Source organism: Leeuwenhoekiella aestuarii (genome assembly GCF_004104055.1).
Lineage (GTDB): Bacteria > Bacteroidota > Bacteroidia > Flavobacteriales > Flavobacteriaceae > Leeuwenhoekiella > Leeuwenhoekiella aestuarii.
Map to the genome: position 1 here is coordinate 408,597 of NZ_QOVJ01000003.1, position 15,537 is coordinate 424,133.

The 15,537-nt window shown below is 36.6% G+C and carries 19 protein-coding genes; 12 read left to right on the forward strand and 7 right to left on the reverse strand.

The annotated features are described in order from the left end of the window. Position 1: 1 nt before the first annotated feature. Positions 2 to 133 carry a hypothetical protein gene (locus DSM03_RS19215; RefSeq protein ID WP_262707734.1) on the reverse strand — a complete coding sequence of 44 codons (132 nt, stop codon included), beginning with the start codon at positions 131 to 133 and terminating at the stop codon, positions 2 to 4. Between the two features lie 108 nt (positions 134 to 241). Here DSM03_RS19215 and DSM03_RS10675 point away from each other — a divergent pair, with 108 nt between their 5' ends. Beyond that, positions 242 to 742, forward strand: a complete 501-nt coding sequence (locus DSM03_RS10675; protein ID WP_128760505.1) for a GyrI-like domain-containing protein — start codon at positions 242 to 244, stop codon at positions 740 to 742. Between the two features lie 35 nt (positions 743 to 777). On the opposite strand, the gene rlmH is transcribed toward DSM03_RS10675, so the two are convergent. Beyond that, positions 778 to 1,251, reverse strand: a complete 474-nt coding sequence (gene rlmH, locus DSM03_RS10680) for a 23S rRNA (pseudouridine(1915)-N(3))-methyltransferase RlmH (RefSeq protein WP_128760506.1) — start codon at positions 1,249 to 1,251, stop codon at positions 778 to 780. Positions 1,252 to 1,378: 127 nt separating this feature from the next. Here rlmH and nadC point away from each other — a divergent pair, with 127 nt between their 5' ends. The 4 genes from nadC (at position 1,379) to priA (ending at position 6,222) form a co-directional block, all read left to right on the forward strand. After that, complete coding sequence (gene nadC / locus DSM03_RS10685; protein WP_128763154.1) at positions 1,379 to 2,236, forward strand: carboxylating nicotinate-nucleotide diphosphorylase; 858 nt, start codon at positions 1,379 to 1,381, stop codon at positions 2,234 to 2,236. Further along, on the forward strand, positions 2,236 to 3,186 hold the full coding sequence (locus DSM03_RS10690; protein ID WP_128760508.1) for a YihY/virulence factor BrkB family protein: 951 nt from the start codon (positions 2,236 to 2,238) through the stop codon (positions 3,184 to 3,186). The genes nadC and DSM03_RS10690 overlap by 1 nt, the downstream gene beginning before the upstream one ends. An 82-nt stretch (positions 3,187 to 3,268) precedes the next feature. Continuing rightward, on the forward strand, positions 3,269 to 3,697 hold the full coding sequence (locus tag DSM03_RS10695; protein ID WP_128763155.1) for a DUF2147 domain-containing protein: 429 nt from the start codon (positions 3,269 to 3,271) through the stop codon (positions 3,695 to 3,697). Between the two features lie 68 nt (positions 3,698 to 3,765). Further along, a complete protein-coding gene (priA, locus tag DSM03_RS10700; protein WP_128763156.1) occupies positions 3,766 to 6,222 on the forward strand; it encodes a replication restart helicase PriA in 2,457 nt (818 codons plus the stop codon). A gap of 43 nt (positions 6,223 to 6,265) precedes the next feature. Here the strand turns inward: priA and DSM03_RS10705 are convergent, their stop codons facing one another. Continuing rightward, positions 6,266 to 6,967 (reverse strand): LytR/AlgR family response regulator transcription factor, encoded by a 702-nt coding sequence (locus DSM03_RS10705; protein WP_128760511.1) that lies wholly within the window; start codon positions 6,965 to 6,967, stop codon positions 6,266 to 6,268. Between the two features lie 204 nt (positions 6,968 to 7,171). Here DSM03_RS10705 and rpsF point away from each other — a divergent pair, with 204 nt between their 5' ends. From rpsF to DSM03_RS10725, 4 genes are all read left to right on the forward strand, one after another. Next, complete coding sequence (gene rpsF, locus DSM03_RS10710) at positions 7,172 to 7,510, forward strand: 30S ribosomal protein S6 (protein ID WP_128760512.1); 339 nt, start codon at positions 7,172 to 7,174, stop codon at positions 7,508 to 7,510. A gap of 2 nt (positions 7,511 to 7,512) precedes the next feature. Next, positions 7,513 to 7,812, forward strand: coding sequence for a 30S ribosomal protein S18 (gene rpsR, locus DSM03_RS10715; RefSeq protein ID WP_128760513.1), 300 nt, complete (start codon positions 7,513 to 7,515; stop codon positions 7,810 to 7,812). Between the two features lie 13 nt (positions 7,813 to 7,825). Beyond that, positions 7,826 to 8,275: a 50S ribosomal protein L9 gene (gene rplI, locus DSM03_RS10720; RefSeq protein WP_073096572.1), complete on the forward strand. Its 450-nt coding sequence runs from the start codon at positions 7,826 to 7,828 to the stop codon at positions 8,273 to 8,275. Positions 8,276 to 8,343: 68 nt separating this feature from the next. Then, positions 8,344 to 8,820: a DUF6495 family protein gene (locus DSM03_RS10725; protein WP_128760514.1), complete on the forward strand. Its 477-nt coding sequence runs from the start codon at positions 8,344 to 8,346 to the stop codon at positions 8,818 to 8,820. Positions 8,821 to 8,911: 91 nt separating this feature from the next. Here the strand turns inward: DSM03_RS10725 and DSM03_RS10730 are convergent, their stop codons facing one another. Next, positions 8,912 to 10,153 (reverse strand): ABC transporter permease, encoded by a 1,242-nt coding sequence (locus tag DSM03_RS10730; RefSeq protein WP_128763157.1) that lies wholly within the window; start codon positions 10,151 to 10,153, stop codon positions 8,912 to 8,914. A 141-nt stretch (positions 10,154 to 10,294) separates the two neighbouring features. On the opposite strand from DSM03_RS10730, the gene hisS reads away from it, so the two are divergent. Beyond that, positions 10,295 to 11,665, forward strand: a complete 1,371-nt coding sequence (gene hisS, locus DSM03_RS10735; protein ID WP_128763158.1) for a histidine--tRNA ligase — start codon at positions 10,295 to 10,297, stop codon at positions 11,663 to 11,665. Positions 11,666 to 11,733: 68 nt separating this feature from the next. Here hisS and DSM03_RS10740 read toward each other — a convergent pair whose 3' ends face one another. Continuing rightward, the gene (locus DSM03_RS10740) at positions 11,734 to 13,188 is read right to left on the reverse strand and encodes a TonB-dependent receptor (RefSeq protein ID WP_128760517.1); all 1,455 of its coding nucleotides are present in this window, start codon (positions 13,186 to 13,188) and stop codon (positions 11,734 to 11,736) included. A 108-nt stretch (positions 13,189 to 13,296) separates the two neighbouring features. On the opposite strand from DSM03_RS10740, the gene DSM03_RS10745 reads away from it, so the two are divergent. Both DSM03_RS10745 and DSM03_RS10750 read left to right on the forward strand, forming a co-directional pair. Further along, positions 13,297 to 14,061, forward strand: coding sequence for an MBL fold metallo-hydrolase (locus DSM03_RS10745; RefSeq protein ID WP_128760518.1), 765 nt, complete (start codon positions 13,297 to 13,299; stop codon positions 14,059 to 14,061). Between the two features lie 5 nt (positions 14,062 to 14,066). Then, positions 14,067 to 14,552, forward strand: coding sequence for a hypothetical protein (locus DSM03_RS10750; RefSeq protein WP_128763159.1), 486 nt, complete (start codon positions 14,067 to 14,069; stop codon positions 14,550 to 14,552). On the opposite strand, the gene DSM03_RS10755 is transcribed toward DSM03_RS10750, so the two are convergent. Together DSM03_RS10755 and DSM03_RS10760 are read right to left on the reverse strand one after the other, a co-directional pair. Continuing rightward, positions 14,549 to 15,205 carry an alpha/beta hydrolase gene (locus tag DSM03_RS10755; protein WP_128763160.1) on the reverse strand — a complete coding sequence of 219 codons (657 nt, stop codon included), beginning with the start codon at positions 15,203 to 15,205 and terminating at the stop codon, positions 14,549 to 14,551. The genes DSM03_RS10750 and DSM03_RS10755 overlap by 4 nt on opposite strands. Position 15,206: 1 nt before the next feature. After that, on the reverse strand, positions 15,207 to 15,536 hold the full coding sequence (locus DSM03_RS10760) for a DUF4870 domain-containing protein (RefSeq protein ID WP_128760521.1): 330 nt from the start codon (positions 15,534 to 15,536) through the stop codon (positions 15,207 to 15,209). Position 15,537: the final 1 nt, after the last annotated feature.

Below are 15,537 nucleotides of genomic sequence, written 5' to 3' on the forward strand. Positions count from 1 at the left end.
CTTACTTTTTAAGCTTTTTGTATTTTTTTTTAATCGTTTCTTTATTTCGGTCTGCAAAAATAACGGCATAGTAACCAATTTGCATAGCAGTAGTAAAAAGGAAAAAACGGCTGATGAGTTGTCTGGGTTTCATAATTTTTATTTTGGTTAATAATACAGAACCCCTTTTAGAAATGCGGTTAAAAGATTCCCATGTTTTGATTTTAATAAAAATGTGTATTTTAAGAACATAATCACTTTTATGACTCCAGAATTAAAAGAAATAGAACCCAGAAAGTTAGTAGGCAGTTGCATCACAACGACATTATCTTTTGATGACACTGCAGCCTTGTGGAAAGGATTTATGAGTAGACACAAGGAAATTGTCAACCGGGTAGATTCGGGTTTTTATTCGATGCAGGTTTATCCGCCGGGTTTTAAGGTGGAAGAATTTACCAGAGAGACGGAGTTTGAACGCTGGGCTGCGGTTGAGGTCACTTCTTTTGATGCCTTACCTGAAGGAATGCAAACCAAAACACTTGCTGGTGGACTCTACGCAGTTTTTAAGCACGTGGGTCCGGTTAAAAAATTTGTAGAGACTTCCAATTATATTTACGGGACTTGGCTTCCGCAATCTGATTACCGGCTTGATGATCGTGCGCATTTTGAACGTCTGGGCGACAAGTACTACGGTCCTGAACATCCGGAATCTGAAGAAGAGATTTGGTTACCTATTCAATTAAAGCCTGAAAGTAATAAGTAGAAAGTTGAACCAAAGATTTTAAGTTCCTTTAACTTCTAGCGATGATGATACGGTTCATTGCGTAAAATGGTGAATGCCCGATACACCTGCTCGGTCATAAATAGCCGAATCATTTGATGCGAAAAAGTCATTTTTGAAAGTGAAATCTTTCCGCGGGCTGCAGCATATACTTGTGGGGAGAAACCATAAGGCCCACCAATTACAAAAACCAGAGTTTTAATACCGCTATTCATTTTTTTCTGAAGGTAATCGGCAAATTTTACGCTGCTCAGCTCTTTTCCGTTTTCATCCAAAAGAATCAATTCATCTGCACTTTGAAGCTTGCTAAGAATCAATTCACCTTCCTTTTCTTTTTGTTGTTCTTCAGAAAGATTTTTGGTTTTCTTGAGATCCGGAATAATTTCGATTTCAAAATTCACATAAAACTTCAGTCGTTTGGTATAAATAGCGATGAGTTCTTCCAGATTTCGATCGTCGGTTTTGCCGATGCAGAGCAGTTTTATATTCATTCTTCAAAATTAGTATTTTTCAATTTTGAGCACTTTATAAAAGTATATAACTTAACAATATTTGTAATTAGGTATTGTAAATTGCCCGGTTGTTTGTCTAACTTAGCAAAAAAATCGTTCCATATTTATGATTTCAGAAATTAAGCTTTTAGAGGAAGTAGATTTAATTATAAAAAATGCCATTCGGGAAGATATTGGTCCTGGTGATTACAGTTCTTTAGCTTGTATCCCCGCAGATGCAACCGGTAAGGCTAAGCTTTTAGTAAAAGAAGCTGGCGTTATTGCAGGAGTAGACTTTGCTAAGCGTGCTTTTGATTATGTAGACTCAGAACTTGAAGTAGAAGTTTTGATTAAAGACGGGGAATCTGTTGACGAAGGTGATATTGTTTTTTTTGTTTCTGGCAGTTCTCAAAGTATTTTAAAAGCCGAGCGGTTGGTGCTCAACGCTATGCAGCGAATGAGTGCGATAGCGACCAAGACTAGACAATATGTGAACCTTTTAGATGGAACAAATACTCAAATTCTTGATACGCGTAAGACCACACCGGGTTTTAGAGCTTTAGAAAAAATGGCTGTAAAAATAGGCGGTGGTGAGAACCATCGTTTTGCATTGTATGATATGGTTATGTTGAAAGACAATCATATTGATTTTGCAGGGGGTATCGCTGAAGCACTAACGAAAACTAAAAAGTATTTAGCAGAAAACAATCTAGATCTTAAAATAATTGTTGAAGCTCGAGATCTTAAGGAGGTTGATGAAATCCTTGATGCAGGTGGAGTTTATCGCATTTTACTGGATAATTTCAATTATGAGGATACACGTACTGCGGTAAAAACCATTGGCGATAAATGTCTTACTGAATCTTCGGGAAATATAAATGAAGAGACTCTCGCGGCATATGCTAAATGCGGGGTAGATTATATCTCAAGTGGAGCTTTAACGCATTCGGTTTATAATATGGATTTAAGCTTAAAGGCAGTTTGATGAGTGACGAGTGGGATGATAAATTAAAGACGATTCCATTATTACTACCTCTGGTCAAATGGGCAAAGACAATTATTTTACCCGGCTTTGAAGGCTTGTCGCTTTACGACTTTTGGGAAATGTATGCCATTGGCATTATTAAAGGAACTTTTGCAACCCGTGCAAGTGCAGTTGCATTCAGTTTTTTTATGGCGCTTTTTCCTTTTTTTCTATTCATTTTAAACTTGATTCCATACGTTCCAATAAATGGATTTCAAACCGATTTTCTTTCCTTTATCAATAATTTATTACCGCCACAAACTCAGGAGTTTTTTGATCCTATTCTCTTGGATATTGCAGCGAACCAACGCGGCGGACTTTTATCATTTACTTTAATATTTGCTATATTCTTGATGGCAAACGGCGTGAATGCGATATTCACTGGCTTTGAGTATAGTTTTCATTCGGTCACTAATAGAAATATGTTTAAGCAATATGCAGTTGCTCTGGGTGTTTCGCTAATGTTGGCACTGTTGTTGCTTCTAGTTGTTATAGCGGTACTTTACCTTCAGTTTTCTATTACAGAATTAAAAAGGCGCGGTATCGTAAATGAAGATAATTTGTGGATGTCAAGATTGGGGAGTTTTATTTCCCTTTTAATTCTGATTTATGGAGTGGTAGCAACGCTGTATTATTTTGGAACCAAAGAAGGAAAAAGCACCCGTTTTTTTTCAATAGGTGCAACTCTAACAACAATATTATTTGTTGTAACAACTTATTTGTTTGGTATTTATATTAATAATTTTGCAACTTATAACCAGTTATACGGTTCAATAGGAGCGTTATTGATTATGATGGTTTATATCTGGCTCAATTCTAACTTATTGCTTTTGGGTTTTGAATTAAATGCTACGATGTACCGCCTGAAAAAGCGAAGAGACCTCAAAAAATCCCAAATATCTTCAATTTAACTGTTGAATTATTAAAAATATCTTATTATTGATATAGGTATTCTGTTGAATTAAAAATTATAACCCCTTTTAAATAACGATTATGAAAAAAATATGCGCTTTTTTAATGTTTGCTCTTATTTCTACAGCAGGAATGCTTGCTCAAGATGTTACCGGTAAATGGAAAACTATTGATGATGAAACCGGTGAAGCAAAATCAATTGTTGAAATTTATAAACAAGACGGAAAGGTTTACGGTAAAATTGCGGAGATCTTAAATAAAGATCGTCAAGATGCTAAATGTGTAGATTGCCCCGGTTCTGATAAAGGGAAACCCATTCAGGATCTTGTGATCATCAAAGGTTTAGAAAAAGATGGCGACGAGTATAATGATGGTAAAATTTTAGATCCTCAAAGTGGAAAACTCTATAAGTGTTTAATTGAACTTGAGAATCCAGATAAACTAAAAGTTCGTGGTTACATAGGTTTTTCATTACTAGGAAGAACCCAATATTGGACACGAGTGAAATAACATAAAACTTCTTATAAACTAAGGCTGTTTCTAAAACTAGAGACAGCCTTTTTTTTATCTTTACCCTCGTGTATTTTGTAGACGTAATCTTACCTATTCCTGTTGAAAATGCGTTCACGTATCGCATCAGTGAAGCTGAATATTCTTTCATAAAGCCGGGGATGCGCCTCGCTGTGCCTTTTGGTAAAAGCAAAATTTATACAGCTTTAGCTATACGCGTACATCAGGAAGAGCCGCGTATTTATGAAGCTAAAGAAATAGAGCAAATTCTTGATGAAGTACCTGTAGTTCATCTTGCACAATTGAATTTTTGGCAGTGGATGGCAAGCTATTATATGGCTACTTTGGGTGAAGTTATGCGCGCTGCTCTGCCCGGCGCTTTCTTGTTAGAAAGTGAGACCATAATAAAAAGACTTTCTAAGAATCTCACAGAAGAGCATCTTGAGGATTTAGATGATGAAAGTGTTGCCATTTTAAATGCTTTTAAAGATCAGCCTATTTTACGCATTAGCGAAGTGATGCAGGTTTTGGGAAAAAAGAAAGTGCTGCCCAGTATAAACCGCTTGATAGATCTTGATCTTGTAGCACTTGATCAGGAGCTTTATGAAGCTTATAAGCCTAAGTTGGTAAAATATGTGCGTCTTACTAAAGAATATGAGGAAGAGGCAAATATGCATATTGCACTTGATGAACTCAATAGAGCTCCAAAACAGCGAGAGTTATTACTCAATTATTTTTCTATACAGGCACGTGCTAAAAAACCAATAAAGGCCAAAGAATTGCAGGAGCAAAGTGGAGCTTCTTCTGCTCAATTAAAAGCACTAATATGTAAAGGGATTTTTGAAACGTATAAGATTCAGAAAGATCGTATTACCTATTCCGGGAAGGAAGATAGTGCCGTTAAACAATTAAATGCCCAGCAAGAGAATGCTTTAAATGAAGTAAAAGCGTCATTTGATCTGCACGAGGTTTGCTTGCTACACGGCGTGACAGCTTCTGGTAAGACAGAAGTTTACGTTAATCTTATAAAAGAGTATCTAAGTGAAGGAAAACAGGTACTCTATTTATTACCTGAAATCGCTCTTACAACACAGCTTGTTTCCCGTTTGCAAGAGTTTTTTGGAAACCAACTTTCAGTTTATCACTCTAAATATTCCGTTCATGAGCGTGTTGAAGTATGGAATAATGTTTTAAATAAAGCGCCAAAAGCCCAACTTGTTTTAGGCGCGCGTAGTGCTTTATTTCTTCCTTTTGAGAATCTGGGACTTGTTGTTGTTGATGAAGAGCACGAGAGCAGTTATAAGCAATATGATCCTGCACCTCGTTATCAGGCTCGTGATGCAGGTATCGTTTTGGCCTATCAGCAAGGAGCAAAAGTGCTTTTGGGTTCTGCCACCCCTTCATTAGAGACCTATTATAATGCGAGTACAGGAAAATATGGTCTGGTCACGATGAAAGAACGCTATGGTAATATTTTAATGCCCGAAAATAGCATTATAGATATTCAGGAGAAACACCGTAAAAAGCGAATGACCGGTCACTTTAGTGACGACTTACTACGTGCGATCACTGATGCTCTTGACCTTGGAGAACAAGTAATCTTGTTTCAGAATAGAAGAGGATATTCTCCTATATTAGAGTGTAACACCTGCGGGCATGCCCCGCAATGTCCTAATTGTGATGTGAGTTTGACCTTTCATAAGCACCGCAGTCAGTTACGCTGCCATTATTGTGGTTATCATATTGCGATGTTGCAAAAATGTATGGCCTGCGGAAGTGAAGAATTAGATACGAAAGGTTTTGGTACAGAACAAATAGAAGTAGAGCTTAAAGAATTGTACCCCGAGCATAATATAGGAAGAATGGATTCTGATACAACTCGAGGTAAATATGGTTTTGAGAAAATCATTACAGCTTTTGAGCAAGGCGAGATAGATATACTTGTAGGAACGCAAATGCTTACAAAAGGGCTTGACTTTAGGAATGTAACTCTTGTAGGAATCTTAAATGCAGATAGCTTACTCAATATTCCTGATTTTAGAGCTCACGAGCGGAGTTTTCAATTGATACAGCAAGTTTCCGGTAGAGCAGGCCGCACCCAAAAGCGTGGTACGGTATTAATACAAAGTTATAACCCGCATCATCAGATCTTACAGCAAGTCTCTGTGAATGCTTATGAGAAGATGTATCACGAGCAACTCGAAGAACGTCATATATATAAGTATCCTCCTTTTTGCCGAACAATTAAGATTACACTCAAACATCGGGATTTTCAAAAGATAGAAGAATCTTCTGTATGGCTGGGACAAGCATTGAAGAATGTATTTAAAGATCAGGTTTTGGGGCCAGAGCCTCCACCGGTTTCAAGGATCCGTAATGAGTACTACAGAAACATTCTTATAAAAATTCCTAGAAAGCAAAGTCTAGAGAAAACTAAGAAAGCGATCCTAAAGATTAGAAGTACTTTTATGAGTATTTCTCAATACCGAAGTGTAAAAATAGTTCTTGATGTAGACAACTATTAAATAAAAAAAATCCTGCTTTATTCAAGCAGGATTTTTTTTATTTTTATCTAGAGAGTGCTTCCATAAGTTTAGTTTTCTTATGTCTGCTTAATGGAATTTTGTCTCCCTCGATCTCTATATTTCTACTATTGTATTTTTCAACCTTATCCATATTAATAATATATGATTTATGAATACGCATAAAACGATCTGCCGGAAGCTGGGCTTCAAAAGCCTTCATCGTTGAAAGTACAATGATAGGTTCGTTGTAAGTAACTAACTTCACATAATCTCCTAAGGCTTCGATGAATTTTAAATCGTTCAAAAATACTTTCTTCTTCTTTAAATTGCTTTTTACGAAGATGTAATCATCATCTTCTACATTGCCTTCCGTTTTAAGACGATGAAGGTTTATAGCCTTATGTACTGCATTTAAGAACCTATCTTTTGTAAGCGGTTTTCTTAGGTAATCAATAGCATTATAGTTAAAAGCCTTATAAGCATACTTAGTTTTGCCGGTTACGAAGATGATTTGCGGCTTGTGTACCAGATCATCCAGTAAATCAAAACCGGTTAAAATAGGCATTTCAATGTCTAAGAAAATAAGGTCAACCTTAGTTTCCAGAAGGCCATTTTTTGTTTCAATTGCATTGTTGTATTGTGCAGCAAGACGCAGGTTAGGATGATCTTTAATCATCTTTACGATTGCAAGACGTTGCAGACTAGAATCGTCTACAACAGCACAGTCTAAAATTAATTCTTCCAAAGTTGTGTTTTGAGATGGCGTTAGTTTATCAAATCTAGTTACAATATATGTATAAAACAACTTTTTTGTGTAGTTCATCGATATTTTTCAATGAATTTAATTTTATGAGGAAAAAGAGTTGTTTATAGTCGAATATTCAAATTCTATTTTTGTTATCTGAAAAATTAAAAGTACTTTTGCACTCATTTTTAAATAAACTATTTTATGAATCATTACGAAACTGTTTTCATCTTGAATCCCGTTTTATCTGATGACCAGGTAAAGGAAACAGTAAAGAAATTTGAAGATTTTCTTGTTTCTAACGGCGCCAAGATGATAGCTAAAGAAGATTGGGGGCTAAAAAAATTAGCTTACGCAATCCAAAACAAAAAAAGTGGCTTTTACCACCTTTTTGAATTCACGGTACCGGGAGAGGTTATCGCAAATTTTGAACTAGAGTTTAGACGTGATGAGCGCGTTATGCGTTTCTTAACGGTAAGCTTAGACAAGCACGCGATTGAGTGGGCTGAAAAGCGTAGAAAAAGAAACAAAGAAAAAGCATAGTTATGGCATCATCTATTGAGCAACAAGCGAAAGCTAAGAAAGATGGGGAAATCAGATATTTAACTCCGTTAAATATCGAGACCTCAAAAGCAAAAAAATACTGTCGTTTTAAGCGTTCTGGTATTAAATATATTGACTATAAAGATGCAGATTGGTTAGCGTCTTTTGTAAACGAACAGGGTAAATTGTTACCACGTCGTCTTACAGGTACGTCATTAAAATACCAACGTAAAGTAAGCGTAGCGGTTAAGCGTGCAAGACACCTTGCCCTTATGCCTTATGTAACGGATTTATATAAATAAAAACTAGATAAAGATGGAAGTTATACTTAAGAAAGACGTCGACAATCTAGGATTTGTTGATGATTTAGTTACTGTAAAAAACGGTTACGGAAGAAACTTTTTGATTCCACAAGGTCACGCTGTTTTAGCTACTCCTTCTGCAAAGAAGGTACTAGCTGAAAATTTAAAGCAACGTGCATACAAAGAGAAGCAAGTAATTGATGCTGCTAAAGCACAAGCTGAAAAATTAAACGGTTTAGAGATTAAACTTACAGCTAAGTCTGGTGAAGCTGACAAATTATTTGGTTCTATTACTGATGCAGATCTTGCAAATGCACTTTCTAAAGAAGGTGTTGAGATTGATAAAAAATACATCACTATCGCTGGTGGTAACATCAAGCGTTTAGGTCAATACGATGCTAGTCTTCGTTTTCACCGTGAGGTAGTATCAAATCTTACATTTGACGTGGTAGCAGAGGCTTAAGCCTTTTAAACTATACTTAAAAGCTTCCGTCTGACGGAAGCTTTTTTTATTTAAAAAATTCTCAGATTATGAAGTATATCAGACTTTCTAAAGAACAATTAGACGAGATGCATCAAGAATTTATAAATTTTCTTGCAGCACAATCTATTACAGCTGATGAGTGGGACGATATCAAAAAAAACAAACCTGAAGTAGCAGAGCAGGAGCTCGATGTTTTTAGCGATCTGGTTTGGGAAGGTGTTTTAGGAAAAGTAGAATATCTAGAGCATTTCTCGCAGCAACATATGTTTTTATTTAAAGTGGGAGATCTTAAAATAAGTATGATCTCTATTGAAGTAGAAAATAAAGGTATAGATATCACTACTGCGCAAGGTTATAAATGGTTGCAGGAAAACTTTATGAAAGACGAAGTGAACTTGTATAGTTCTAGTAAGCTTATATCTGATGACCGCAACAATGATATTTTTGTATTAATTCGCCAGGGAGCCAATATTACTCAGGGCGACTTATACAAATGGTTTGAAAAATTTGTTGAAGTAGATTAATTCAAACTTGTTAAACTATTAAAGCCTGATTGATATATCAATCGGGCTTTTTTTATTTACACCAAAAATGGAATTAATGATCCGAGGTTGTTTACTCGTATCTAAGCGATTCAATAGGGTCTAATTTGGCTGCTTTTAAAGCCGGAAACAATCCTGCTACAACGGCTACAATAAGTGTAACAGTTACCGCGGCTAGCATTGCCATCCACGGAGTTGTAAAATTGAAATTAGCCACAGTAGAAATCAGCAACCCTATTCCGATTCCTAAAATGATTCCTAATATTCCACCAAATTGCCCAATCATTATAGTTTCCATCAAGAACTGACCGGCAATAATAGATTTTTTAGCACCCAGCGCTTTACGCACACCAATCTCCCGTGTACGTTCTGTTACAGAGACCAGCATGATATTCATAAGCGCTATAGATGAACCTAGAATTGTAATCAGGCTGATGATCCAAGCCGCCACTGAAAGATATCCACTAATCTGTGAGATCTGGTTAATAAGATCATCGCTGCGACCGATGCCAAAGTTGTTTTCTTCAATAGGAGCGAGTTTTCTTACGTTTCTAAAGGTGATTATAGCGTCATCTAAAGCCCCATCAAGCATGTCTTTATTTTCAACTTTTACACTCAGAGAATAATTAATATTAGGTTGCGTAAACATAGAGCGCGCAATTTGAATCGGAATGATAACCCTTAAATCCTGATTGTTCCCAAACGTGGAGCCCTTTTCCTCAAGAACACCGATCACTTTAAATTTAGTTCCGCGAATACTTATCGTTTTGTCTAAGGGGTTGACATTTTTTAGGAGTCCGTTTTTAAAATCACTTCCTAGAATACAAACATTATTATTATTCTTAACATCAAATAAGTTGAAATTTCTTCCGGAATCTAATTCTAAACCGGCATTGTCCAGAAAGTTCTCATTTGCTCCCAGAACAGTGACTTCGGGATCTGTATCTTGATTTTCATACTTTACTTCGGCAGTAGTTGTGCCGGTGAATGAAACAGAAACTTTAGTTAACGGGTAATTGTAGCGGTCTTCAAAATCACGCACTTCGGTATAGCGAATAACAGGATTTATTTTCTGTTTCTCACCACTCCCACGACGTTGTGTGGTAAATTCATAACGCTGAATATTAAACGTATTAGCGCCCATAGATGAGAAGTCACTGCTAATGGTGTTTTCTAAAGCTTTTACGAGACTTAATATAGCTACGAGAGCAGTAATCCCAATTGCGATAATTACTACTGTAAGAATGGTTCTAAGCAGTTGGCTGCGTATAGAATCAAAGGCTATGCGAATATTTTCTCTAAAGAGTGAGAACATAGAGTATGCGATTTGAACTCATAGGTCTACTAAAATCTAAAAAAGTTACCGTTTTATAAAATTAAGACAGACAAACCCTCAAATTTTAAGATATTTGCAGCCCCTATCGGGCATTTATTTAAATAGACAACAAATTATAAAATGGCTCAAAAACCTAGTATACCTAAAGGAACCCGTGATTTTTCACCTGAAGAAGTTTTAAGACGTAATTATATCATCAATACGCTTAGACATAATTTTGAGCTTTTTGGTTTTCAACCTATAGAAACACCTTCATTTGAAAACAGCAGCACCCTGATGGGGAAATATGGTGATGAAGGAGATCGCCTTATTTTTAAGATTTTGAATAGTGGAGATTATTTAAACAAGGTTTCTGAAAAAACGTATGAATCTAAAGATAGCAATGCATTGACTTCTGAAATCTCAGAAAAAGCTTTGCGTTATGATCTTACGGTGCCTTTTGCACGTTATGTTGTTCAGCATCAAAATGAGATTGAGTTTCCATTTAAGCGCTATCAAATACAACCGGTTTGGCGTGCAGACCGCCCACAGAAAGGTCGTTTTAGAGAGTTTTTTCAGTGTGACGCAGATGCTGTAGGTTCTGATTCGTTACTTCAGGAAGTTGCTTTTGTACAGTTATACGATTCAGTTTTTACTGATTTAGGACTGAAAGGAACACTTGTAAAAATGAATAACCGTAAAATACTTTCTGGTCTTGCCGAAACAATTGGAGCGGCAGATAAGCTGATCGATTTTACAGTGGCTTTAGATAAATTAGATAAAATAGGCGAGGAAGGTGTAGTTAAAGAAATGCTTACAAAAGGCATTACTGAAGAAGCTATAGAACGTGTAAAACCAATCTTTAATGTAAATGGAAGTTTTGCTGAAAAATTAAGCTTGCTTAAAGAGTTGCTTGTTGATTCAGAAACCGGAAAACAAGGTATAGAAGAATTGGAATACATCAATACAAAAATTGAAGCTTTAGGTCTTAAGACTGTTGCTTTAGACCTTGATGTAACTCTCGCTCGCGGTTTAAATTATTATACCGGTGCTATTTTTGAAGTTTCAGCGCCAGAAGGGGTTAAGATGGGGAGCATAGGTGGCGGTGGTCGTTATGATGATCTTACTGGGATTTTTGGTCTTAAAAATATGAGTGGAGTAGGGATTTCTTTCGGTTTAGATCGAATTTACCTAGTTCTTGAGGAATTAGGTTTATTTCCAGAACAAGCTATTAAAGGAACGCGTTTGTTATTTATAAACTTTGGTGAGAATGAGGCCTTGTATTGTTTAACAGCTGTGCAGTCTTTACGTGATGCAGGTATTACAGCAGAGCTTTACCCGGATGCTGCAAAAATGAAAAAGCAGATGTCTCATGCAGATAAACGCAATATAAAATTTGTTGTCCTTGCAGGAACTCAAGAAATGGAAGAAAGCGTTTATACCTTAAAAGATATGAAAAGCGGTGAGCAACAACGTGTATCTATAGAAGGATTAATAGAAGCTTTAAGCTAATTCGTAAAAGATAATATAAAAAAAATCCCGAATTCAATTCGGGATTTTTTTATGCTTTTATTGAAGTCTTATTCGTTTTCTACAGCAGCAGATGGCTTGTAATCAAATAAGCGTTGATCTTTTATTTGCTCGGAAATACCTTTAGGTAGCATAGCTTCCCAGCCATCTTCTCCACTAGAAATCATTTTTAAGACTTGTCTTGAGAATACATTTAAAATGTCTGGATTGTAATCTTCAATATCTACTACGCGGCCATTGTATTTAAAGAACTTGTACAGTTCTTTCATACGTGGGTGTACTTTAAGATTTTCGCTGGTGAAGAACTCTCCTGTTTCCGGATCACGCATAGGGTATAAATAGACACGTAAATCTTTAAAAAATAGTTTACCAAAGGCTTCCAGAATACCTCCACTCAAATGGCGGTAATACGATTCGTCAAAAATATCGATCAGGTTATTTACGCCCATCGCAAGTCCCATGCGTTCTTTAGTATAACGTGAGAAGTATTCAACCAGGCGATAATATTCCTGAAAGTTTGAGATCATTACCGTATGACCCAGATTACAAAGCAGGCGGGCACGCGCCATAAAATCTTCTTCGTCAATCTCACCTTCGGCTCTGAGGTTAGAAAGTGTGATCTCAAAAATCACTTCTGTATTATCTTCTTTGACCCTATTTTCATTTAGGAAAATCTCAAGTGATTTGCGATACATATCGGTATTCACTTTAGTTACAGGTCTAAAACTTCCACGAAGTGCAAGAATGTTCTTTTTGTAAAGAATTTTAGCAGAAAGAATATTGTTTCCGTCAGGCCCGAACATTACCGCATCTGTAAATCCGTTTTTTACCAGCTGTAAACTCATCAAACGGTTATCAACTTTAGAAAAAACAGGGCCCGAGAAATTGATCATATCAATCTCGATCTGGTCTTTATCGATATGGTCGTATAAATATCGTAATAATTTTTTAGGAGAGTCGTATTTGTAATAGGCTCCATATATAAGGTTTACACCCAGTGTACCTAGTGTTAATTGTTGTAAACGGGCATCAGTCTCGTGAAAGCGGATATGAAGAATGATCTCATTGAATTCTGCCTGTGGCTCGGTCTGATATTTAATTCCTACCCAGCCGTGGCCTTTATATTTTTTAGCAAAATCTATGGTAGCGACCGTATTTGCATAGGTAAAATAAATCTTATTAGGGTGTTTCTCGCGTGAGATACGATTCTCTAATAAATTAGTCTCGTGAGCAAGCATTTTTTTAAGCCTTGCTTCGGTAACATAGCGCTGATCTTGTTCAACACCATAAACTGCATCACTAAAATCTTTGTCATAAGCAGACATCGCTTTTGCAATAGTACCACTGGCACCACCTGCTCTAAAAAAATGCCTTACTGTTTCCTGACCTGCACCTATTTCAGCAAAAGTACCGTAGATGTTTTGGTTGAGATTTATGCGTAGTGCTTTGTTATTTATTGAAGGGATATTTTCAAACTCTTTGTCACCTTGAATTGTGATCGGCATACTGCTTTGTTTTTGGGTGAGTACTGGTAATTCCTTTGCGGGTTAAAGGTAGCAAAATGGTAGGGCTTACAAAAAAATAAGTGTAGTTTTGTGCTAAATTTCACAGGTTTGAAAATCACCTTTCTAGGCACAGGTACATCACAGGGAATCCCCATTATAGGTAGCACACACCCGGTTTGCATGAGTACAGATCCTCGAGACAAACGTTTGCGTGTATCCATTTTAATAGAATTTGAAGGCGCAAATTATGTTATAGATTGTGGGCCAGATTTTAGACAGCAAATGTTGACCCATAAGGTTAATCATCTCGAAGCCTTATTGTTTACTCATGAACACGCAGATCACACTGCAGGTTTAGATGATATACGGCCTTTTTTCTTCAGACAGGGAGACATTCCGGTATATGCACATAAACGTGTTGTTGCCGAACTGAAAAAACGTTTTGATTATATCTTCGAGACTGAAAATAGGTATCCCGGTGCGCCTGCAGTAGCTATTCATGAGGTTATAAATAATAAGTTGTTCACTATTAATAAGCTTGAAGTAGAGCCCATAAATGTTATGCACGGCAAATTGCAGGTTTTTGGGTATCGCTTCGGAAATTTTGCTTATCTGACAGATGTAAAAACCATAAGCGAAGCTGAAAAAGCAAAGCTGAAAAATCTTGATGTTTTGGTCGTAAATGCATTGCGTGAAGAACCGCATTATTCGCATTTCAATCTAGAGGAAGCACTTGCCTTTGTTGAAGAAATTAAACCGAAACAAACTTATTTTACTCACATCAGTCATTTATTGGGTTTTCACGCTGAAGTAGAAGCGAGATTGCCTGAAAATATTCACCTGGCCTACGACGGTTTACAACTAGAACTTTAGAAAATATGCGCAGAAATATATTTATGTATTTATTTTTATTTACAGCCTTATGGGTTGTATTTCAATACGTGAATTCAACAAAAGTTTATGAATCTCAGGACGCTCAAATAACCCGACTTAAGGATCGTCTGGAAAAAGCTGAAGATTCTATACAAACGCTAACCGAATATAGTGACGGACGTTATTTCAAATTAGAAGATAACGAGCACGCATATACTTATTTTGAACGTTTCGGCATAGATATTACAGACTTAGAAGCAAAAATCGAATCTGCTTTGGTAAGTGAGAATCAAACATCAGGAAACAAATTGATTCCATATGAAAATGCCACGGGAGTTTTTCAAATCAATAAAGTAGAAGTTTTAAATCACAAGTGGGTTATAGCTGACTTTAGCGATGGTACGCGTTGGGGCGAAATCATTTTACTTTATGATGTAGCAAAAGATGGAAGCATAGGTTTTGAAACATTACAAAGCGTGATTTATCCTTAAGCGTGTTTCAGCAGCCAGTCTTTTAGATCGTAAAAATTTTGTGGAGCGACACCGTGACCTACGGGATATTCTTTGAGTTTTGCTTCAATATTTAAATCAGCTAAATATGCCGGAATTTTGCGCGCTGCATCCACAGGGATGACCTGATCTACTGTGCCATGTGAACTGAATACTGATAAATGCTCGTAGGCTGACAAGTCGGTTTTTGGTTTAGTGATCGCTTCATTAACGTAGCCACTTAAACCTATAATATTTTTTATTTTTTCAGGGTAGGTTAGCGCCACGGCATAACTCAAAATACATCCCTGACTAAATCCTAAAAGCGTCACGTTTGTTGCATCAAGATCATATGCGGCAACTGCCTCGTCAATAAATTTAGAGATCAGTTCACGCGCGGCAATAGCTTCTTCATCATCAGACCATTTGCCATCTGTCGCATCCCAGTGAATGGTATACCACGCATTTCCATAAGGTTGCATAGGTAAAGGAGCCTTAGCAGAAACTATAAAATACTTTTCGGGTAATTCGGGTGCAAAAGAAAATAGATCCTGCTCATTACTGCCATATCCGTGAAGGAGTAGTAAAAGCGGTGGTTTAGAATCAGCTTGAATTCGGGGTTTTTGTATAAGATGTTCTAGCGATAAAGTGCTCATATTATTCTATAAATGTGAACCATTTCTGAAAGTATTTTCCCAGAAGTGGTACTGGTATGATGTTTCCTTGAATGGCATTGACAAAGCCGTAGCCCCAGAGGATAAAAATAAAGATGTAAAAACCAAAAGATGCAGGCCAGCTGTTTAAGTAAGAGACCAAAAAGCCTAATGCAAAAAAGGTTAGAAATATCCCAAAGGCTTGTCTGATGTGAAATCGGGCAAACGGATTTTTAGGTTCCATATTCATAAATATAGCTATGATAGAACCTATCATAGTGAGGTAAGCTACAACTGCAGCTGTTTTTCCTGTTTTAATATCTTCGTGTATCATT

What these genes read in the sequence shown, in the direction of transcription:
- DSM03_RS19215 (WP_262707734.1), bottom strand. Translation starts at nt 133, where the DNA reads ATGAAACCCAGACAACTCATCAGCCGTTTTTTCCTTTTTACTACTGCT.
- DSM03_RS10675 (WP_128760505.1), top strand. Translation starts at nt 242, where the DNA reads ATGACTCCAGAATTAAAAGAAATAGAACCCAGAAAGTTAGTAGGCAGT.
- rlmH (WP_128760506.1), bottom strand. Translation starts at nt 1,251, where the DNA reads ATGAATATAAAACTGCTCTGCATCGGCAAAACCGACGATCGAAATCTG.
- nadC (WP_128763154.1), top strand. Translation starts at nt 1,379, where the DNA reads ATGATTTCAGAAATTAAGCTTTTAGAGGAAGTAGATTTAATTATAAAA.
- DSM03_RS10690 (WP_128760508.1), top strand. Translation starts at nt 2,236, where the DNA reads ATGAGTGACGAGTGGGATGATAAATTAAAGACGATTCCATTATTACTA.
- DSM03_RS10695 (WP_128763155.1), top strand. Translation starts at nt 3,269, where the DNA reads ATGAAAAAAATATGCGCTTTTTTAATGTTTGCTCTTATTTCTACAGCA.
- rpsF (WP_128760512.1), top strand. Translation starts at nt 7,172, where the DNA reads ATGAATCATTACGAAACTGTTTTCATCTTGAATCCCGTTTTATCTGAT.
- rpsR (WP_128760513.1), top strand. Translation starts at nt 7,513, where the DNA reads ATGGCATCATCTATTGAGCAACAAGCGAAAGCTAAGAAAGATGGGGAA.
- rplI (WP_073096572.1), top strand. Translation starts at nt 7,826, where the DNA reads ATGGAAGTTATACTTAAGAAAGACGTCGACAATCTAGGATTTGTTGAT.
- DSM03_RS10725 (WP_128760514.1), top strand. Translation starts at nt 8,344, where the DNA reads ATGAAGTATATCAGACTTTCTAAAGAACAATTAGACGAGATGCATCAA.
- DSM03_RS10730 (WP_128763157.1), bottom strand. Translation starts at nt 10,153, where the DNA reads ATGTTCTCACTCTTTAGAGAAAATATTCGCATAGCCTTTGATTCTATA.
- hisS (WP_128763158.1), top strand. Translation starts at nt 10,295, where the DNA reads ATGGCTCAAAAACCTAGTATACCTAAAGGAACCCGTGATTTTTCACCT.
- DSM03_RS10740 (WP_128760517.1), bottom strand. Translation starts at nt 13,188, where the DNA reads ATGCCGATCACAATTCAAGGTGACAAAGAGTTTGAAAATATCCCTTCA.
- DSM03_RS10750 (WP_128763159.1), top strand. Translation starts at nt 14,067, where the DNA reads ATGCGCAGAAATATATTTATGTATTTATTTTTATTTACAGCCTTATGG.
- DSM03_RS10755 (WP_128763160.1), bottom strand. Translation starts at nt 15,205, where the DNA reads ATGAGCACTTTATCGCTAGAACATCTTATACAAAAACCCCGAATTCAA.
- DSM03_RS10760 (WP_128760521.1), bottom strand. Translation starts at nt 15,536, where the DNA reads ATGATACACGAAGATATTAAAACAGGAAAAACAGCTGCAGTTGTAGCT.